The sequence below is a fragment of the Pseudoalteromonas sp. SG43-4 genome (assembly GCF_014164325.1).
In the GTDB taxonomy this organism is placed as follows: domain Bacteria; phylum Pseudomonadota; class Gammaproteobacteria; order Enterobacterales; family Alteromonadaceae; genus Pseudoalteromonas; species Pseudoalteromonas distincta.
The window spans coordinates 23,337-45,343 of sequence record NZ_JACJFB010000001.1; the positions used below are offsets into that span (position 1 = coordinate 23,337).

Sequence of the window (22,007 nt, forward strand, 5' to 3'; positions counted from 1 at the left end):
TTACAACTTAACGAGAAAAGTAGATATGAAATACGCTATCAAGGCATTTGTAATAATTTCTATATTTGTATTTTGCCACTATGTAATGAGGCAGTTTTGGGGAGAAGGTTGGTCTAGCTGGTTGTCTGAACTTGATAATCTAACTGGCATTTTATTTACCCCCGCTAAATATACTTTTTTATATGGACCGTTAGTTATTGCGGCTATTATTTTGTTTAAACAAAGTGAGCCTTTTGAAACTATAGGGCTCAATTCCTCTGGTTTTATTAACTATGCACTTGCAGCAATTATTTGTTGTACTCCTATGGCAATAGGTTATGGATTTTTGAGTGATGAACTTAACCTATCAATACCAGCAATAATAACCGGCTCAGTTTATGCGGGTTTTTTTGAAGAGCTAATTTTTAGGGCTGCATTGTTTGGTGTTTTATTTAAATATTGTAGATGGGGCTTTGTGCCTGCGGCATTAATTAGTTCAGTAATATTTGGTCTGGGCCATATTTATCAAGGCAATGATGCGATTTCTGCTTTGATGGCGGTTGCAATCACTACTGTAGCAGGTACATGGTTTGCGTGGCTATATTGTGAATGTGGTTATCGTATTTGGTTTCCTATGTGGATGCATATTTTTATGAATGCAGCTTACGGAATATTTGGTATGTCGGGTGGCGCAGTAGGTGATCTACAAGGTAACTTATTTAAAGCAACAGCCATTGTGTTAAGTATTGTGTATGTTGAGATGCTAATTCGACGAGGAAAGCAGCGCGAAGTTACATTATCAAAATTATTTCAATGCACTAAAAATGGCCTTTACACGCAACAAGCTAACTTAAACTGAGTGGGAAACGACCATGCTAGAATTATTTATTGTAATAATTATATTTAGCTCACCCTTTTTGATTCTTATTATTACTAAACGTTATTTCTCCTATAAAACTACAATAATGGCAGCGCACGCAAAATTTAAAGGACTAAATAATAACAAGATAACAAAATTAGAGGAACAAACAGCGATGTTGAGCAAAAGGGTAGCAGTGCTTGAGGAAATAGTAACATCTCGCCACTTTGAGTTATCAAATAAAATAGCTAAGTTGTAAGCATTTTGATAAGTGTAACCCAAACTTATGAGCCTATTAATAAAGTAATAGGCTCAAACTGCAATAAGGTTTATTTTTAATCATAAATTACGACCATAGTCTCTGTTTCTAACCTTTAGATCTTGGTGCATGCTTTATACATAGAATTTAGATTTGTGTATTAAGGATTTTAAATGAAACATCAGCTAGCAAAAAGCGTAGGGCTTTCGTTATTATCGCCTGTTATTGTAGGCAGTTTACTTGGTGTTTATTACTCACTTACGCTTGAAGGCGAGTTTGTATCAATATTTCTTACCTTATTAATGACTGCTATATCAAATGCACACATAGTAGGCTTAACAATGGCTGCTTTTGTTGTGCCTGGGTATTTACTCATGTTTAAGTATTCTAAAGTTAATTATTCAGGGGTATTAACTCTTGGATTACTAGGCGGAGCGATATTTAGTTACTTATTAAGTGCCACAACTGGCGAGATATTTTTGATCAATAGTGTAATGTCAGCATTCGCTGCAGGGCTGTTTTTGTTTGGTCTTCGTAAAACGGCAAAAAAATAATCGCAGCATTATTAACCAAGCGCACTGATAAACGGTGTGATTTCCTTTTTTTTACCTCCAAAAGGTTCCAATTTTTCACGACAAAGAGTACCTTTAGCTACTGTATGTTTAATAAGAAGTAGTTTGGTATGCAAAAGCACGATTTTTACCAGTCATTAGTTAAGCAAACTGAATCGCTGATAGCTGGTGAATCCAATGTAATTGCCAATATGGCAAACATAAGCGCGCTGTTATTTACCTCTTTAGAGGATGTAAATTGGGCGGGCTTTTACTTTATGGATTCTCCTACTGAATTAGTACTTGGTCCGTTTCAAGGTAACCCTGCATGCATTCGTATTCCAGTAGGAAAGGGTGTATGCGGAACTGCTGCGGCAACCGTAGAAACACAATTAATTGAAGATGTTCACGCTTTTGACGGCCACATAGCCTGTGATGCAGCGTCTAATTCTGAAGTGGTTGTACCTATCATGAAACATGGTAAAGTATTTGCTGTACTAGACATTGATAGTCCGAGTATTGGTCGATTTGATGCTGACGATAAAGCCGGTCTAGAAGCATTAGTAAAATGCTTAGAGGCGAGCTTGTAATGAAAGATTTGCTAAATGTTCAAGACTACCTATTTGCTGTACAAGATGTCGGCGATTGGGAAGGCGAAGAAGAACATGTAGCGGAAACGCTCAATGATTTGATTCATATTGCATGGGATCGTCTTCCAGATGATTCAGAATGTGAATTTATTGATGAAACAATAAATGGTATTTGGGAACACCTTCGAGGTGATATGGCTGTTATAGAAGCCGATTTCGAAGAGTTGGTCGACTGGGTAACACACTACGTCGATTCGTCCCTTGATGAAAAGATGTGAAAAATAGGTTCTAAAATGGAAACCACAAACAAGCTAAAAGATATTAATGAAGTGTTGGAATTTTTATATCAAGAATTCCCACAATGTTTTAAACAAAAAGATGGCATCAAGCCGCTTAAAGTAGGTATTTTTAAAGATATTGCTGAGCGTATTGAAGGGTCTGAAAAAGTAAGTAAGACTCAAGTTCGTCAAGCGCTTAGAAAATACACGTCTAACTGGCGTTATTTAGAAGCTGTGACCAAGTCAGAGTTTCGTATTGATCTTGATGGTAATCAAGGTGAAAAAGTTGAGCAAGAGCATATCGACCATGCACAAAAAGCATTGGAAGAAAGCCGCGCTAAAATGGCTAAACGCAAAAAACAACAGCGTCCTCGCCAAGATTCTGATTCTAAATCTTTCAAGAAAAAACCAGCTCATGCTAGCAAACCAGGCGATAAAAACGCTCCTGCAGCTAACAAACCTGCTAAAGCAGCGCCGGCTAAGCGTTCAGGAAAAATTGAACCTTTGCCAGCAACTGAGGTCAAGGTTAATAATAAGGTTAAGGTTAAACTTGGCCAAGCACTTGTAAATGCAGTAATAACTGAAGTGAACAAAGATGATGTTCATGTTGAGTTAGTAACAGGTATGCAAGTTAAAACCAAAGCTGACAGCTTATACATTGTTTAAGTTGTAAATAAATTAAGGAGTTGTGTATGAGTAAAAAGTTTACGCTCATTCCGTTAGTTGCTGCCCTGTTTTCAGGTTCATTATTTGCTGCTGTAGAAGCCGTCACTATTGACGATTTACCCCAGCTCAAGCAAGAGAGTCAACATGGTACTGCTAGCAAACGAGTGGCTAGCTTATTTGCTCGTTCACACTATACACCGGTTCAATTTAACGATGAGCTTTCTAGTAAAGTGTACGATCGTTATATCGAATCCCTTGATTTTAATAAAAGCGTTTTCTTAGCCAGCGATATAGCCTCATTTGAGCAATATCGTGATGACTTTGATAACGCTATTACTACCGGTAAATTAGACTTTACGTTTGATATTTTTAACTTAAGTCTTAAACGCCGTTTTGAACGTTACGAGTATTCACTTACTCTGCTTGAAAAAGAGATGACGTTTGATAAAGAAGATGAATACTTTTTTGACCGTGAAGATTCAGCATGGCCTGCGTCACAAGCTGAGCTTGATGAAATTTGGCGTGAGCGTGTAAAGTACGACGCACTGCGTTTAAAAATGACGGGTAAAGATTGGGAAGGCATTAAAGAGGTGCTGACCAAACGCTACAAAAATGCAGAAAAACGTTTAGTACAATCAAATTCAGAAGATGCTTTTCAAATTGTTATGAATTCGCTAGCACGCAGTATTGAGGCGCATACGTCTTATTTATCGCCACGTCGTGCAGAGCAATTCAAAATGGATATGGACTTAGAGCTTGAGGGCATTGGTGCCGTATTAAGCCCTGATGAAGATTACACCGTTATTCGCAGCTTAGTGCCGGGAGGCCCTGCAGATAAAACAGATCAAATTAAAGCTGATGATCGCATTATTGGTGTTGCTCAAGATGGCGAAGAGTTTGTAGATGTAATTGGCTGGCGTTTAGATGATGTAGTTGATTTAATTAAAGGTCCTAAAGGGACTAAAGTACGTCTACAGTATTTAAAAGGTGTTGATGCTCACGGCGCTCCGAAAGTTGTAGAAATCACTCGCGATAAAATCAGACTTGAAGATAGAGCGGCTAAATCAGAAGTATTTGAAGCAAAATATTCTGATTTAACAAGTAAAATTGGGGTGATTGAAATTCCTGGCTTTTACAATAATCTTTCGAAAGATGTAAAAGTAGAACTTGCTAAGCTTAAAGAAGAAAAGGTTGATGGTATTATTATCGACTTGCGCCAAAATGGTGGTGGTTCATTATATGAAGCAACACAATTGTCAGGTTTATTTTTTGACCAGGGCCCAGTTGTTCAAATTCATACCTTAAATAACCGTATAGAAGAGCAAAAAGATCGTGATGGTATAACTTACTATGACGGCCCTTTAACTGTGTTAGTTGATCGTTACAGTGCATCTGCTTCTGAAATATTCGCAGCAGCAATGCAAGATTACGGTCGCGCTGTAATTATTGGTGAGCAAACATTTGGTAAGGGTACTGTACAGCAGCACAAAGGCTTAGGCCGTGCTTATGACCTATACGATAATGCGTTAGGTAGTGTACAGTATACTATTGCTAAGTTTTATCGTATTAACGGTGGTAGTACGCAACATAAAGGTGTTATCCCTGATATTTCGTTTCCATCAGCAATTGATCCTGCACAGTGGGGCGAAAGTAAGCAAGATAATGCACTTCCTTGGGACAGCATTGTTAAAGCGAAATATAAAAAACTAGGTAATTTAACCCCTATTATTACGTACCTTGAAAAACAACACGAAGTACGAATTAAATCAGAGCCAGAATTTGGTTATGTATTTAATGACATTACCTTATACAACGAAGAGAAAGACCGTAAAACTATCTCTTTAGTTGAAGCAGACCGTATTAAAGAAAAAGATGAAGGTGAAGCACGTGCACTTGTACGTACTAACGAACGTCTTAAGCGTTTAGGTAAAGATCCGGTAGAAAACTTAGACGATATACCAGAAGTAATTGAAGAGCTTGACCCATTTTTGGAAGAGGCTGCATTAATTACTCAAGATTATATTAATTATGGTCGTATAGCTAAAAAGTAATAACTGGTTTTACCTCTGTAAAAAAGGCGCATTGGCGCCTTTTTTACTACCTAAAATTTACTAAATTGTTATAATCTTCGATTACATAAAGTTGAGCTGGATTAATGACGCTCAATTAATGCGCTTTACGTGCTAAAAATAATAATTAAACACACAGCAAGTGTGTGTAGGAGTCTCTATTTTGAAGCCATTGGAAGATAAACCAATCAAGCCTGCCTCGTTTTTTGATGCATTAATTCCTATCTCTGTATTAATCTGTTTACTTGGCGCGGCTGTATACTTATTCGGTGACAACTCTTCATCCGGTCCTAACCAAATAGCACTTTTATTTGCCACTTTTGCAGCGGCTTTAATTGGTCTTAAAAACGGTTACACATGGAAAAAATTAGAACAAGCTATGATAGAAGGCATAACGCTTTCACTTGGTGCTATTTTAATTTTACTTATGGTAGGTGCATTAATTGGTACTTGGCTACTTTCTGGGACTGTACCAACTCTAATTTATTATGGCTTACAAGTTATAAATCCAAGTTGGTTTTATGCAGCGAGTTGTTTAATTTGTGGCATTGTAGCAATGAGTATTGGTAGTTCTTGGACCACGGCTGCTACGATAGGTGTTGCTTTATTGGGTGTTGCTACGGGTCTTGGACTTGAGCAAACAGTAACCGCAGGTGCAGTTATATCTGGCGCGTACTTTGGTGATAAGCTAAGCCCGCTGTCAGAAACAACCAATCTAGCACCAGCAGTTGTTGGCGCTGATTTGTTTGAGCATATTCAACATATGCTGTGGACGACAGTACCGAGTTTTGTAATTGCACTAATTATATTTATATTCATGGGCTTTAATGCAACAGCTTCAAGCGAAGCAGGGCGCATTGATGAAATAACGGCTATTTTACAGCAAAACTTTAATATTGGTTTTGAAATGCTGATCCCGTTAATCGTACTTTTAGTTTTAGCTATTAAAAAAATGCCAGCATTTCCTGCTATCTCAATTGGTGCTGTTGTGGGCGCTGTTTGGGCTATGTTGTTTCAGTCTGATCTAATTGCTAGCCAAATTGATGTTTCTCAAGGACAGCTAGTTGGCTACTTCAAACTTGTTTGGACTACTTTCTTTGATGGTTTTAGCATAAGTACCGGCGATGATAAGATGGATTCCTTACTCAGCGGTGGCGGTATGGCTGGTATGCTTACAACTACATGGCTGATTATGACTGCACTGATGTTTGGTGCCATTATGGAAAAAACAGGTCTTTTGGATATTTTCGTAAAAAGTATACTTAAAATAGCTAAAAGCACGGGATCGTTAATTGCGGCGACAATAGCTACGTGTATAGGAACTAACGTAATAGCGGCCGATCAATATATAGCGATTGTTGTACCGGGACGTATGTTTAAAGATGAATACGAAAAACGTGGTTTGAAGCCTGTTAACTTATCTCGTACATTGGAAGATGGCGGTACAATTACTAGCCCACTAATTCCATGGAATACGTGTGGCGCATACATGCAAAGCGTTTTACTTATAAACCCTTTTGATTATGCACTCTACGCTTTCTTTAACTTAATTAACCCTGTTTTAGCGGTTGTTTATGCCTACTTAGGCATTAAAATTTTACGTATTAAGCCAAAACAATCTGCCTAATTTTAAGCAGCTCCTTTTAACTTAAAAGGAGCTGCTTTGGAGTATCTATGACTGAATCAAGTAAACCTCAAGCACAATATCTTAAAGACTATAAAGCTCCTGACTTTCTAATTGACCACACAGAGCTAACATTTGACTTACAGCCTTTATCAACCAAAGTAAGCTCTTTACTAACACTTACCCGAGTTGGTGATAAAAAAGCACCTTTAGTGCTTGATGGTATTGATTTGAGTTTACTGTCTTTATCTGTTGATACAGCTGATATAACGGATTATGAAATTGTCGGTGAGCAGCTAATAATTAATAACCTACCGGATAGTTGCCAATTAAGTATTGTGACCGAGATATCACCTGAGACGAATACTTCTTTAGAAGGTTTATATTTATCGGGCGGTGCGTATTGCACACAGTGCGAAGCGCAGGGGTTTAGAAAAATCACCTATTACATGGATCGCCCTGACGTACTTGCCACGTTTGATGTAACTATTATTGCGGATAAAAAGTATCTACAACTTCTTTCTAATGGTAATCAAGTAGATAGCGGTGAAACATCAGATGGTCGTCATTTTGTGAAATGGCAAGACCCATTTAAAAAGCCGAGCTATTTATTTGCACTTGTAGCGGGCGATTTTGATGTTTTAAAAGATACTTACACGACTAAAAGCGGCAAAGACGTAGAGTTAGCATTATTTGTTGATAAGGGTAATTTATCTAAAACACCTCATGCTATTGCTTCACTTAAAAAAGCAATGCAATGGGATGAAGAACGCTTTAATTTAGAGTATGACCTTGATATTTATATGATTGTAGCCGTCGATTTTTTCAACATGGGCGCGATGGAAAATAAAGGGCTAAACGTTTTTAATAGTAAATGTGTATTAGCTAATCAAGAAACAGCGACAGATAAAGACTACCATACGATTGAATCCATTGTAGGGCATGAGTACTTTCATAACTGGACAGGTAACCGAGTTACTTGTAGAGATTGGTTTCAGTTATCGCTAAAAGAAGGGTTAACCGTATTTAGAGACCAAGAGTTTAGTAGTGATTTAGGCTCTCGTGCACTTAACCGAATTGATGCAGTTAAAGTAATGCGTACGCATCAGTTTAGCGAAGATGCAGGCCCTATGGCGCATCCAATTCGTCCTGAAAAAGTTATTGAAATGAATAACTTTTATACTGTAACAGTATACGATAAAGGTGCTGAAGTTATCCGTATGATGCACACGTTACTGGGTGAAACTAATTTTCAAAAAGGGATGACACTTTACTTTGAGCGCCACGATGGACAAGCAGTAACATGTGATGACTTTGTCAGTGCAATGAGCGATGCATCAGGTGTAAATTTAGAGCAATTTAAGCTGTGGTATAGTCAATCGGGTACCCCGCGCTTAAATGCAATACAACATTTTGATAGCAGTTCAAATACGTATACATTAACAATAGAACAAGCAGCACCGGACAATCAGCCAGACAATAAACCACTTCATATACCTTTTGCTATTGAACTACTTGATGCGAATGGGGAAAGTATTGCTCTGCAATGTAAAGGTAAAAAACTAGATCATGTGCTTGATGTAACAAGTACGACTCAAACATTTAGCTTTGATAATATCTTAGAAAAGCCTGTTGCGGTTTTACTCGAAGATTTTTCTGCACCTTGTATTTTAAATCAGCAAACAACAGAGCCCGAACTATTGCATATTATGCGTTTTGCACGCAGTGATTTTTCACGTTGGGATGCACAACAGCAGCTATTTATTAAAGCGATTAAGTCTCAGATTACCGACACAACTAATAGCATGTTAAGCAGCGAAACTATAAATGCGCTACGTGTACTTATAAACACCAAAGAGGGTGATTTAGCCTTAATTGCAGAGCTGTTTAAACTGCCAAGTTTTGATACATTAGCCGCTGAATTTGAAGTAATACCTGTTGATGAGATTATTGAAATAACAGAAAAGTTTGAGCAACAAATTGCTGACGAACTTGCTGATGAACTGCTTGCTTGTTACGAATCTCTTGAAGATGATGGCAGTATAAGTGCAAGCTCCGTTGCTAAACGCGCTTTAAAACAAATATGCTTGCATTATTTGGCTAAAACTCAAAAGCCAGAGGCTGTAAGCTTTATTAAAGAAGCCGCAAGTTCGACTAATATGACCAATGTACTTGGTGCACTAAGCGCAGTGGTAAAAGCATCCCACCCTATACAAGAAGAGCTTTTGAATCATTTTGATAGTCAATGGCGCCATGATGTTTTAGTGATGGATAAGTGGTTTGCACTGCAAGCTATGCAGTCAGGCAATAAAGCTATAGATAATATTAAGGCACTTTACGAACATCCGTGTTTTGATTTTTCAAACCCGAACCGTGTACGTGCACTTGTAGGAAGCTTTAGTCACTTTAATACAGCACAATTTCATCGCTCAGATGCCCAAGGCTATACGTTATTAGGTGACTTGTTAATAAAACTTAATGCAATTAATCCACAAAATGCGTCTCGTATGCTAACACCGTTCATGTCATGGAAGCGTTACGATGATGTTCGCTCTCAAGCAATGAAACTGCAATTACAACGCTTAGCTAATCTAGATGGGCTAAGTGCTGATTTGTATGAAAAGGTTGAAAAAGCGCTCGCATAAATGATTGAGTATTATTTTACCTTAAGATTGAGCTATAACGAGTGCATGGATTACTACCATGGCCGTTTTAGCTCTTTACAAGTTGTAGAAGATGGCGGTAAAACGATTCGTTTTGCTGCTACACATTTGAGGCCCTTCATTTCAAGTTTAGGTGTACGTGGCCGTTTTAGACTCTTATTAACCCCCGAAAACAAGTTTATCCGCCTAGAGCGAGTGGCCTGACACTCGGTTTTTATGTTATATATACATAAAAATATTGTATTTTTGTTAATTTCAATTTGTCCTATTGTTAAATTACGTGTATAAATTATCTGGTACGACGTCTTACCAATACGTAAGCGTCAACCAAAATATAAAGTATACGGAAGATTAGAGCGAGTATTTGTAATTTCACTGATTCGCTTCTATCGTTATGATTACACTAAAAACAATAACTTGATCACACAAAATGACCCGCGACAGGGGGGAACCAAAATGATAAGAAGATCGCTTTTTGTTAAAAATAGAATCGCTATAGGTATAGCAGCCGCTAGCTTAGGTTTATCTGCAGCAAGTACACAAGCTGTAACATTTGAAGCTGGAGGTTTTGACATTACCTTCGATTCAACCTTTTCATATGGGCAAAGTGTTCGCGTAGAAGACAGAGACTTTAGCCTAATTGGTAAAAGTAACAATCCGGCATTTGATTGGACAGGTTACAACCCTGCGCTAAACAACACTATTTACTCATCTCAAGATGTATGGGCTCAACCTGGCTCTTATTCAAATAATGGTGATGCTGGTAATTTAAATTTTGACAGTGGTGACTCATTTTCAAAACTTTTGAAGGGAACACACGACCTTTCAATAAATAAAGATAACTACGGTTTGTTCACTCGCTTCATGTATTTTTATGACTTTGCGTTGATGGATGGCTATCATGCATATTCAAATCCTACATCAGGGCAGGGGGTTGATCCGTGTGATGATAAAGACACTAAAGCGCAAAGCTGTGCAGATATTCGTTTATTAGATGCGTTTGTGTGGGCTGATTTTGATTTAAATGATGGTAATAACCCTTTATCTGTCCGTTTAGGTCAACAAGTAGTTAACTGGGGTGAGAGTACACTTATATCTCATGGTATTAACGTAAACCCAGTTGATATTGACCGATTGAAAGCGCCAGGTGCTGAGCTTAAAGAAGCATTCATACCTGTAGGCATGCTTTGGGCATCGCTTGGCATTACTGACAACATTACCCTTGAAGGTTTCTACCAATACCAATGGCAAGAAACGCGTTTACCAGCAGCTGGTACGTATTTTTCGACTAATGACTTTGCAGCAGAAAATGGTTATCAGCAGAATGTTCAATTAGGTTTTACGTCTAATCCTGATATTGATGTCGCTTTTTTAACAGATAGCTTGAATAACTTAACATCTGATTTTGCATTGGCCGCAGCAGCACAAGGTATTGATCCTTCAAGTGCAGAAGGAAGTGCTTTATTAGCTCAAATGTATCTTGCATACCCAACTAAAGTTGCTTTAAAAGGTAAAGGAGATAATGGTAAAACAGAGCCTGAAGATGGCGGTCAGTATGGTTTACGTTTAGGTGTATTTTTACCTGAATTTAATGATACTGAAATTGCACTCTATCACGTGAATTATCATAGCCGTCGTCCGCTTATATCTGGTCGCGTATCAAACTTTTCACAAGCTGCAATTGCCCAAGATTTAGCGATGATCATGACAACAGAAATCACGTCAGATAATGTTGCTGATTTAACTGCTTTTTCTAAAGCTGAAAACGAATACCCTGAAGATATTAAGTTATATGGTTTAAGTTTTAATACGACTATTGGCGAAACAGCCTTCGCGGGTGAATTTGCTTTTCGCCAAGATGAACCGCTACAAATTGATGACGTAGAGTTACTTTACACAGCTATGCCTGAGCAATTGGCGGTTGCTGGTATTCGTCCTGATTTTGCGGGTATTTCGCAAATGAGTATAGGCGATGCGGTAAGCTCAGTTGGTGCAGGTGAAGTTGCCAAAGGCTACATTGAACGTGATACATCACAAATTCAATTTACAGCAACACATTTATTTGGTCCTTCATTAGGTGCTGATAGCTGGGCTGTAGTTGGTGAAGTGGGTGTAGTTAAAATTCACGATATGCCTGGCTATGACGAAATGCGTTTAAATGTATCAGGCACTGGCCGTAGTGGCACAATAACAGGCCCAGGTACTACTGATTATTCAACATTGCAACTTGGTCTATCAAATGGCGCTGAAGAGAAATCATTCGCTACAGCATCGTCTTGGGGTTACCGCCTAATTGCGAAAGGCGACTACTTCAACTTTTACAAAGGTATTAACTTTTCACCACGTTTTGTATTTTCTCATGACGTAAACGGTAATACACCAGATCCTATGTTCTTATTTATCGAAGATCGTAAATCTTTAGGTGCTACGATGAACTTTAACTACCAAAATGCGTGGTCACTTGATGTGAGCTATAACTCGTTTTGGGGCGGTGGCGGTGTTAATACATTCTCAGACCGCGATTACGTTTCTTTTAACTTAAAATATTCTATTTAGGGGTAACATTACTATGATTAAAAAACCTACCCTCATCGCTACAGCATTTTGTAGTTTGTTTGCAAGCAGCGCAGCCTTGGCTAAATTAAACGCTGATGAAGTTGCTCAATTAGGTCAAAACTTAACGCCAATGGGTGCAGAAAAAGCTGCGAATGCTGATGGTTCTATTCCAGCGTGGAATAATGGAATTACAACAGCGCCTGCAGGTTATGAAGCTGGTATGCATCATCTTGACCCATTTACAGCTGATAAAGTGCTTTTCACTATCGATAAAAGTAATATTGAAAAGTACAAAGCCAATTTAAGTCCGGGTCAAATTGCTTTATTTGAAGCATACCCAGACACATTTAAAATGCCAGTGTATGAAACACGCCGCTCAGCTTCGTACCCTCAGTTTGTTTATGACGCGACTAAAAAGTTTGCACCGACTGCTGAATTAATCGAAGGCGGTAACGGTATTAAAAATACCGCGATAGGTATTCCTTTCCCTATTCCTAAAACAGGTTTAGAGGCAATTTGGAATCACTTATTACGTTACCGTGGCCAGTCTATTGAGCGCTTTGGTGGTCAAGCTGCACCGACTGCATCTGGCTCTTACAACTATGTTGGTTTTGATGAGCAGCTATTAGTTAAATACTCAGACCCAAGCGCAACACCTGCAGAGCTACAAGACTCAAACATTTTGTTTAAGTTTAAACAAAGCGTTACAGAGCCTGCACGTTTAGCGGGTACTGCATTATTAGTTCATGAAACAATGGACCAAATATTAACGCCGCGCCAAGCATGGACTTATAACTCGGGGCAACGTCGTGTTCGTCGTGCACCTAATGTTGCATATGATGCACCAGGCACAGCTGCAGATAGCCTGCGCACTACCGATGATTTTGATATGTTTAATGGCTCACCAAATCGTTACAACTGGACGCTAAAAGGTAAGCAAGAGTTATACATACCTTACAACAGCTATAAACTTCATAGCGACAAGCTAGAGTACGATGATATTTTAATGCCTGGCCATATTAACCCAGAACATACACGTTACGAAAAACATCGTGTTTGGGTTGTTGAAGCTAACTTAAAAGATGATACACGCCATATCTATAAAAAGCGTGTGTTTTACATTGATGAAGATAGCTGGCAAGTACAGGTAACTGATATTTATGATAACCGCGACCAACTTTACCGTGTAGCCATGGCTTATGGCCTTAACTATTACGAAGTTCCTACACAGTGGAGTACCCTTGAGGTTTATCATGATTTGAATTCTCGTCGTTATTTAGCAATTGGTTTAGATAACCAAGAAAAAATGTACGATTTTTCACAGTCGTTTAACGATAACGAATTTACTTCAAGCGCTTTACGTCGCGCAGGTAGATAGTATTAAACTAGGCACTTAACAATATGTTAAGTGCCTTTTCCTTTCTCATCGCGTTTGTCTTACAGCGCGCAACGCACTCCCTAGTAAAAAGACAAACAACTCTCTCGTACAAGGCGATTAAAATTTATGAAGTATTTGGTATATGCCAGCCTGATAATAAGCGGTGCGAGTGTTGCACAAGAAGCCCCTAACTATGCAATCAGTGCAACAAATGCAGCTAAAACCTTACTCACTGATATAACTAACACGGGTAATGGCTTAATTGCTGTTGGTAAACACGGTACTGTTATTAAAAGTACATCGGGTGATTCATGGCAACAAGCTGAGCTAGTTCCAACTCAAGTGCTCTTAACTGCCGTTGATTTTAGTAACGAAAATAATGGATGGGCGTGTGGCCACGATGCAACAATCATAAATACTACTGACGGTGGCGTTAATTGGCAGCTACAACAAGCATTACCTGAATTAGACAAACCATGTTTAGATATTTTATTTGAAGATGACTTAAAAGGTTTTGCAGTTGGCGCATATGGCATGTTTTATCAAACTACAGACGGTGGTCAACATTGGCAAAAACGCTTTTTAGATTCGCTACTTTTTAGTGATGATCGTGATTACTTAAACGATTTAAAAGAAAATGACCCACAAGGATACGAAGCGGAAACTGCTTCTATCTTACCGCACTTTAATCGTATAGAAAAAACAGACAATGGATTAATGCTCGTTGGTGAAATGGGTTTAATGGCCAGAAGCGTTGACGATGGTCAAACTTGGCAAAGAATAGAAGAAGTTTATCCCGGTTCATTCTTTGCAGTTGCCTCTGATAGCACTCAAGAAATTGTGGCGGGGCTACGAGGTAATGTTTTTGCAAAGCAAAGTGGCGAAAAGCAGTGGCAGCATTTTGAAAATGTTAAAACAGCGACGATTAACAACATCATTAATTATAATAACAAACAATGGCTCATGCTCGCTAATAGTGGCGTTATTTTTCATCTTCAAGATGGGTTACTCACCCATGAGCAGCTTGCTGACGGTAAAGCGATTCTTGATGGTGTAATTTTAGATAACAGATTGATCATGGCTACAGAAGATGGCATTAAAGTGAAGGAGTTAACCCCTTAATGCATAAGTTACTCGATTTTATTGAAAAGGCGATTTTTAGACATCGCTTAATTATGCTTATAAGTTTTGCACTTATAACCTGTTTACTTGTATTTAAAGCGACTCAAATTCAACTTGATGCATCGTTTAATAAAAATATCCCGTTAAATCACGATTACATGAAGGTATACACTAAACATGAAAAACAGTTTGGTGGTGCAAACAGTATTTTAATTTCAGTATGTGACGACAGCGGAGATATATTTAATCCAGAATTTTTTACTCAATTAAAAGCGGTTCACGATCAGCTTTATTTTATTCCTGGTGTAAATCGTCCTTTAGTGAATTCTATATTTTCACCTAGTGCTCGCTTTGTAGAAGTAGTAGAGGATGGCTTTGCCGGTGGTCCAATTATTCCTGCAAACTTTAAAGCAGATACGCGTGGATTAGGTGTAGTAAAGGAAAACATTGAAAAAGCAAAAGTTGTAGGGCGTATGATTGCCAGCGATTACTCTTGTGCAATGGTAACGGCTCAACTTTTAGAAACAGATCCTCAAACACAACAAAAATTAGACACATTAGCTTTTGCACAAAAGCTAGAAAGTGATTTAAGAGAGCCTTTAAGTACAGACAAAGTAAGTATTCATATTATTGGCTTTGCAAAAATGGCTGGTGATATAGCTGAAGGCGCAAAAGGGGTAGTCGTATTTTTTGCCATTGCTATCGCCTTTACCTTTATTATGGTTTGGCTATTTTGTGGCAGTTTAAAGCTAACTATTTTGCCAATCGCGTGTTCTATTATTGCTGTTATTTGGCAATTAGGCCTGCTTTCAAGTTTAGGGTTTGGACTAGACCCTATGTCTATTTTGGTGCCGTTTTTAGTGTTTGCTATTGGTGTAAGCCATGGTGTGCAGATGATCAATGCGATTGGCAAAAAAGTAGGTGAAGGAAAAAGTACGCGAATTTGTTGTCAGTCAAGTTTCAGGGCTTTATTAATACCTGGTGGTATTGCACTGCTTTCAGATACCGTAGGCTTTTTAACATTACTTACTATTGATATTGGTATTATCCGCGAACTTGCTATTACAGCGAGTTTAGGTGTGGCAGTAATTATATTTACAAATTTAATTTTGCTGCCAGTTTGGGCGTCGTACATGAACTTTGAAAACAGTGTACATATTCAATCTGGTGATGCTGAGAAGCCTAATATACTTGATAAGATCAGAGACATTTTAGTAAAAGCAACCGATCCTAAAATCGCTAAAATGATTATCGGTTTTACCCTTGTTTTATTTGCTCTAGGCTACTGGCAAGCAGATAAAATGCGTATAGGTGACTTACACGCAGGCGCGCCATCTCTTCATCAAGATGCCCGTTATAACCAAGACACGTTTTTAATTTCGGATAAGTACACTATCTCGTCTGATATTTTAAAAGTAATTGTAGAGGCGTATCCTGCAGCATGTACTGAGCATGATGTGATGGAGCGTATAAGCCGTTTTCAATACAAAGTTGAGAATGTGGCCGGTGTGCAGTCTGCTGTAAGTTTGAGCTCTGTAGCTCAATCGGTTAACGCGGGCTACAACGAAGGCAATTTAAAATGGCAGAGTTTGCCACGAAATTCAGCAAGCTTAGTACAGTCAACGTCTCGAGTTGAAACTAGTACAGGCTTACTTAACGGTGATTGTTCAGTTATGCCAGTGATTATATTCTTAGATGATCATAAAGCACAAACTATCGATACCGTAATTAAGAGTGTTAAGCAATTTGCACAAGAAGAGGGCACTGAAAAACTAGCATTTAAATTAGCGTCAGGACCTGTGGGCGTAATGGCAGCTACTAATGAGTCTGTATCAGAAGCACAAATACCCATGATGCTTTACGTTTATGGTGCCGTTATTATTTTATGTTTAATGAGCTTTAGAAGCGTAAAAGCAACAGTAGCCGTGGTATTACCGCTTTATATTGTATCAACCCTTGCCCAAGCACTTATGGTACAGCTGGAAATAGGCTTAACAGTTTCTACTTTACCTGTAATTGCATTAGGTGTAGGTATTGGTGTTGATTACGGTATTTATATACTGTCGTCGATGATGGGGCAGCTTAAGCAAAACGTACCGCTTAGTGTTGCTTATCGAAATGCGCTTGTTGAGCGTGGCAGCGCGGTTCTATTTACTGGTATTACATTAGCTATTGGTGTGAGCACTTGGATATTCTCAGATCTTAAATTCCAAGTTGATATGGGTATACTATTAACCTTCATGTTTTTAGTGAATATGTTAGGTGCAGTGTTGTTATTACCCGCAATTGGTAGCCTTCTCTGGACTGACCAGAAAAAATAATGTGAATACTTTTGCTCCTAAATGGCCAGTAATGGCCATTTATATCTATATTTTGTGAATAGATGACCAAATAGCTGAAATGCTTAAAATGTTTTCATCGAAAAGGCTGTTTATTAGCTGTAAAAGGGTTAGAATTTAACTGACTTCACGCTAATAATACGCTGTACAAATATTCTGCTTTTAGCAGTAATAGATTAAGGAACATACAATGACACGAAATGAAGGCCAAGCCTCGGTTATCCTAGATAATGTCTGTAAGCTGATCCAGAAAAAAGTTCGCGCTGATAATGTGTTACTCGTTGAGAAATTCGCCAAAGCCTTGTACAGCAATATGTCTAAAGAGGATTTGGCAAACCGCAACGATAGTGACCTATATGGCGCAGCATTAAGCCTTTGGAACTCGCTAGAAAAAAATACTACTGACGACGCTGTTATCCGCGTTTTCAATCCAGAAGTGGCAAAAGATGGCTGGCAGTCATCACATACAATCGTTGAAATTATCACTAAAGATATGCCGTTCTTAGTTGATTCTGTTCGTATGGCCATGACTCGTGAAAATATCGCCTCTCACTTATTACTTCACTGCCCATTAAAAATTAAGCGTGATGAAAACGCTAAAATTTCTGGATTATCAAATTTAAAAGCAGAGCAAGAATCTTCATCTACTAAAACAGTATTTTTTATTGAAATTGACCGTCAAACAGATTCTTCTGTGATTGAGTCTTTCAAAAAAGAATTAGAGTCTGTGCTTGTTGATGTGTCAGTTGCTGTTGATGATTGGCAACCAATCCGTAAAAAATTGATTGCAGTGACTAAAGAGTTACCTAAACGTCATCATAATAAAAGTAAAGATGAAGTTTCAGAAACAACTGAGTTTTTAGATTGGTTAGCTAAAGATAATTTTACCCTAATGGGTTACCGTGAATATGAGTTAAGCCCAGTTCAAGGTGATTACCAACTAAAAGGTAAAATGGATACAAGCCTAGGCTTGATGAAAAACTCGACTGAAGAACACACTCGCTTATTATCAGAATTACCTGAAGTTGCACGTCAAGAAGCTCGTAGCAGCAACCTACTGATTTTAACAAAAACTAACTCTGTTTCTCGTGTTCATCGTCCAGCTTACATCGATTATGTAGGCATTAAGCGTTTTGACGATGAAGGCAATGTAATTGGTGAAGACCGCTTTATCGGTTTATTTTCATCAAGCTTTTACAATAACAGTGCTACTGATGTACCTGTGTTAAAAAGTAAAATTAATCGCATTATGGAAATGTGTGATTTTGCTAAAGGTACTCACGCTTACAAAGCTGTTTTAAATATTTTAGAAACCTACCCACGTGATGAGCTAGTTCAAGCGCGCGAAGGTGAGCTACTTGAAGTTGCTATGGGTGTGTTACAAGTACAAGAGCGCGATATGTGTCGCTTGTTTGTACGTAAAGATGCGTATGGTCGTTTTTTATCTTGTATGGTTTATGTACCTCGCGAGCGTTATAACACGGCTCTTCGTCGTGAAACGCAAGATATATTAGCTAATGCATTTAATTCTGACGACAAAGTCGAATTTACTACTTATTTCTCTGAGTCAACACTGGCGCGTACTCATTACACCGTTCGTGTGACCGACAACAAGATCGAATATAACGTGAAAGACATCGAAAACAATTTAGTAGAAGCTGCACGTACGTGGGAAGATAAACTTCAATCTGCACTTTTAGAGTCTGCGGGTGAAGCTCGTGGTAACGATTTAAATCGTAAATACTGTAATGCGTTTGCACGCTCATACAAAGATGAAGTGCTTCCAAGTGCTGCGGTTGTTGATATTGAAAAGTTAGAACTACTTAGCGATGAAAACAAACTAGAAATGTTGTTTTACCGTCCTCAAGAAGAAGCAAACAGCAATATTGTACGATTAAGCTTATTCCATAAAGATGAGCCGATTCACTTATCTGATGTCATGCCAATGCTTGAAAACTTTGGCCTTCGTGTTGTTGGTGAAACACCATATTCAGTTAAAACTAGCGATGGTCGTATCAACTGGATCATGGACTTCTCGATGCTTATTGACAGCAAAGGGATGGCAGATTTTGATAAAATCTCAGCACGTTTTCGTGCTGCATTAACAAATGTTTGGGGCAACCGCCTTGAAAACGATGGTTTTAACCGTTTAGTGTTAATGGGTGGCCTAACAGGCCGCGAAGCATCTATCTTACGTGCGTACGCTAAGTACATGCGTCAAATTGGTGTAACGTTCTCACAAAGCTACATAGAAAGTACATTTGCAAATTATCCAAATATCGCAGCGCAAATTGTTAACTTGTTTGCTAAAAAGTTCTCAGTTAAAAGCCCTGCAAGTGCTAAAACACTTGAAAAGCTAAGCACGCAAATTTATTTAGAGCTTGAAAATGTAGCAAACCTTGATGATGACCGTATTATACGTTTATACGTAGATATGATTGTTGCGACGCTGCGTACTAACTATTTCCAAAAAGACGATGCCGGACAGTTTAAGTCTTATGTGTCGTTTAAAATACAACCTAGCTTAATTCCAGATGTACCACTTCCTTTACCTGCGTTTGAAATTTTTGTTTATTCTCCGCGCGTAGAAGGTGTGCATTTACGTTACGGCAAAGTAGCGCGTGGTGGTCTGCGTTGGTCAGATCGTCGTGAAGACTTCCGTACTGAAGTACTTGGCTTAGTTAAAGCACAACAAGTTAAAAATACGGTAATCGTACCTGTTGGTTCTAAAGGTGGCTTTGTATGTAAACAACTACCGATTGAGCGTGAAGCGTTTATCAAAGAAGGCCAAGAGTGTTATAAAATCTTTATCCGTGGTCTTTTAGATATTACTGATAATATTGAGCGTGGTGAAATAGTACCAGCGCGCGATGTTGTTCGTCATGATGAAGATGATGCTTACCTAGTAGTTGCAGCGGATAAAGGAACTGCTACTTTCTCTGATATCGCAAATGGCATTGCTAACGAATACAATTTCTGGCTAGGTGATGCATTTGCATCTGGTGGCTCGGTTGGTTATGACCATAAGAAAATGGGTATCACAGCAAAAGGCGCATGGGAGTCAGTTAAACGACATTTCCGTGAAATGGATATTGATTGTCAAACTACCGACTTTACAGTAGTAGCAATTGGCGATATGGCAGGCGATGTATTTGGTAATGGTATGCTGTTATCTAAGCATATTCGTCTACAAGTTGCCTTTAACCATATGCACATTTTTGTTGACCCTAATCCAGATGCTGCTACATCTTACCCTGAGCGCGAACGTTTATTTAATATGCCGCGTTCTTCTTGGGAAGATTACAATAAAGAGCTAATTTCTGCCGGTGGCGGTGTGTTCTCTCGTGCAGCTAAATCAATTACGCTTAGCCCAGAAATGAAAAAAATGTTGGGCACTAAAAAAGCTAGTATGACACCAAATGAGTTAATGAAAGCCTCATTAATGATGGAGTTTGATTTACTGTGGAATGGCGGTATTGGTACATACATTAAACACTCTAAAGAAACTGATGCCGATGTAGGGGATCGTGCAAACGATGCACTACGTATCAATGGTAGAGATTTAGGCGCTAAAATAATAGGCGAGGGCGGTAACTTAGGTGCAACGCAATTAGGTCGTGTTGAATTTGCAGCTAAAGGTGGTCGTGTTAATACTGACTTCATTGATAACGTAGGGGGTGTTGCCTGTTCAGATAACGAAGTTAACATTAAGATTTTACTTAATGGCTTAGTCGCTGAAGGTGACCTAACACGTAAACAACGTGATGAGCTACTTTACTCAATGACAGATGAAGTTTCTGAATTAGTATTAAAAGACTGTTACCGTCAAACACATACTATTTCAATTACACAGTCTAAAGGAACTTCAACGCTCAAAGAAAAGATTCGCTTTATTCATGCGCTTGAAAAAGAAGGCAAGTTAAACCGTGCTATCGAATTTATTCCAAGTGATGAAGAATTGGCAGAACGCGCCGCTGCAGGTAAAGACTTAACTCGTCCTGAGCTTTCAGTGCTAGTGTCTTACGCAAAAATGGTATTAAAAGAGTCTTTAGTAAGTGATGAAATTACTGAAAACCCTTACTATCGCCAATTGCTTGTTAAGTCATTCCCACGCCCATTGCGTGAGAAGTTTAACGATGCGATGAACAACCACCCACTTCGTAAAGAAATTATTGCAACTAAACTTGCTAACAGTATCGTTAACGATATGGGTTTAAACTTCATGGTACGTATGCATGAAGAAACTGGTGCTAATGAAGCTGAGATAGCAATGTGTTACTCAATTGCTAGCGAAATATTTGAAATGCGTGAAACATGGTCTTCTATTAGTGCACTTGATAATAAAATACCAGCAGCAGTTCAAACTGAAATGCTTTACCAACTTCGTCGTACTGTGCGCCGTGCAACGCGTTGGTTCTTACGTCACCGTAATAAGTCACAAACGATTGAACAAGGAATTGAATTCTTTGCGCCAACCTTTAAAGATTTAAGCGATAACTTAAATACGTATATGATTGAAAAAGAAAATGATCGTATTGTAATTGAGGCCAATAAGTTAATTGACGCGGGCGTTCCAACAGATATAGCTAATCGTATTGTTTCTTTATCAAGCTTATTCTCTGTGATGGATTTAGCAGAAGTTGCGAATAGTTCAGGTAAGAGTATTTCGATGGTGTCCAATACTTACTTTAAACTAGGTGCAAGAATGGGTCTGCATTGGTTCTTAGAGCAAATAACTAAGCAACCAGTAGCAAATCATTGGCAAGCACTTGCTCGCTCGTCTTATCGAGAAGAGCTTGATTGGCAGCAACGTACGTTATCTGAAGTTGTATTAAATAGCTTTGAAGGTGATGAGAGCGATGTTGATAGTCAAATAGACGAGTGGATGGATAGCCAAGATTTATTACTTCAACGCTGGAAACAAATGCTGGCTGAGTTTAAAACATCACAAAGCCACGACTTTGCTAAGTTCTCGGTTGCACTTCGTGAACTTATGTTGTTAAGCCACAATTGTGATACGTCAGGAAAATAATTTAGCTTTAATCAGTTAATTGTTTAGTAAATAAATAACTGA

At 38.5% G+C, this 22,007-nt stretch carries 15 protein-coding genes; all 15 read left to right on the forward strand.

Annotated elements, in window-relative coordinates; genetic code table 11:
- Window positions 1-25 precede the first annotated feature (25 nt).
- The 15 genes from H5160_RS00135 to H5160_RS00205 all read left to right on the forward strand — a co-directional run bounded on the left by H5160_RS00135 (window position 26) and on the right by H5160_RS00205 (window position 21,965).
- Window positions 26-838: a CPBP family intramembrane glutamic endopeptidase gene (locus H5160_RS00135; protein ID WP_154903035.1), complete on the forward strand. Its 813-nt coding sequence runs from the start codon at window positions 26-28 to the stop codon at window positions 836-838.
- A 13-nt stretch (window positions 839-851) separates the two neighbouring features.
- On the forward strand, window positions 852-1,097 hold the full coding sequence (locus H5160_RS00140; protein WP_165723493.1) for a hypothetical protein: 246 nt from the start codon (window positions 852-854) through the stop codon (window positions 1,095-1,097).
- A gap of 173 nt (window positions 1,098-1,270) precedes the next feature.
- Window positions 1,271-1,651, forward strand: a complete 381-nt coding sequence (locus tag H5160_RS00145; RefSeq protein WP_002961912.1) for a hypothetical protein — start codon at window positions 1,271-1,273, stop codon at window positions 1,649-1,651.
- Between the two features lie 128 nt (window positions 1,652-1,779).
- Window positions 1,780-2,238 carry a GAF domain-containing protein gene (locus H5160_RS00150; RefSeq protein ID WP_002961911.1) on the forward strand — a complete coding sequence of 153 codons (459 nt, stop codon included), beginning with the start codon at window positions 1,780-1,782 and terminating at the stop codon, window positions 2,236-2,238.
- Entirely contained in the window at window positions 2,238-2,516 is a 279-nt protein-coding gene (locus tag H5160_RS00155) for a hypothetical protein (RefSeq protein WP_002961910.1), read from the forward strand. Before H5160_RS00150 ends, H5160_RS00155 begins: the two co-directional genes overlap by 1 nt.
- Before the next feature lie 15 nt (window positions 2,517-2,531).
- Complete coding sequence (proQ, locus tag H5160_RS00160; protein WP_002961909.1) at window positions 2,532-3,182, forward strand: RNA chaperone ProQ; 651 nt, start codon at window positions 2,532-2,534, stop codon at window positions 3,180-3,182.
- 26 nt (window positions 3,183-3,208) lie between these two features.
- On the forward strand, window positions 3,209-5,233 hold the full coding sequence (gene prc / locus H5160_RS00165; protein WP_165723491.1) for a carboxy terminal-processing peptidase: 2,025 nt from the start codon (window positions 3,209-3,211) through the stop codon (window positions 5,231-5,233).
- Between the two features lie 181 nt (window positions 5,234-5,414).
- Window positions 5,415-6,878: a Na+/H+ antiporter NhaC gene (gene nhaC, locus H5160_RS00170; RefSeq protein ID WP_002961908.1), complete on the forward strand. Its 1,464-nt coding sequence runs from the start codon at window positions 5,415-5,417 to the stop codon at window positions 6,876-6,878.
- Window positions 6,879-6,925: 47 nt separating this feature from the next.
- Complete coding sequence (gene pepN / locus H5160_RS00175; protein ID WP_182736319.1) at window positions 6,926-9,520, forward strand: aminopeptidase N; 2,595 nt, start codon at window positions 6,926-6,928, stop codon at window positions 9,518-9,520.
- Window positions 9,521-9,742 (forward strand): DUF2835 family protein, encoded by a 222-nt coding sequence (locus tag H5160_RS00180; protein ID WP_010552655.1) that lies wholly within the window; start codon window positions 9,521-9,523, stop codon window positions 9,740-9,742. It begins immediately after the preceding gene.
- A 252-nt stretch (window positions 9,743-9,994) separates the two neighbouring features.
- The gene (locus H5160_RS00185; RefSeq protein ID WP_154903039.1) at window positions 9,995-12,094 is read left to right on the forward strand and encodes a DUF1302 domain-containing protein; all 2,100 of its coding nucleotides are present in this window, start codon (window positions 9,995-9,997) and stop codon (window positions 12,092-12,094) included.
- A 13-nt stretch (window positions 12,095-12,107) separates the two neighbouring features.
- Window positions 12,108-13,472 carry a DUF1329 domain-containing protein gene (locus tag H5160_RS00190; RefSeq protein ID WP_165721954.1) on the forward strand — a complete coding sequence of 455 codons (1,365 nt, stop codon included), beginning with the start codon at window positions 12,108-12,110 and terminating at the stop codon, window positions 13,470-13,472.
- 126 nt (window positions 13,473-13,598) lie between these two features.
- Window positions 13,599-14,594, forward strand: coding sequence for a YCF48-related protein (locus H5160_RS00195; RefSeq protein ID WP_182695649.1), 996 nt, complete (start codon window positions 13,599-13,601; stop codon window positions 14,592-14,594).
- Window positions 14,594-16,915 (forward strand): RND family transporter, encoded by a 2,322-nt coding sequence (locus tag H5160_RS00200; protein ID WP_182711197.1) that lies wholly within the window; start codon window positions 14,594-14,596, stop codon window positions 16,913-16,915. The genes H5160_RS00195 and H5160_RS00200 overlap by 1 nt, the downstream gene beginning before the upstream one ends.
- 208 nt (window positions 16,916-17,123) lie before the next feature.
- Window positions 17,124-21,965 carry an NAD-glutamate dehydrogenase gene (locus H5160_RS00205; protein ID WP_182736321.1) on the forward strand — a complete coding sequence of 1,614 codons (4,842 nt, stop codon included), beginning with the start codon at window positions 17,124-17,126 and terminating at the stop codon, window positions 21,963-21,965.
- Window positions 21,966-22,007 lie beyond the last annotated feature (42 nt).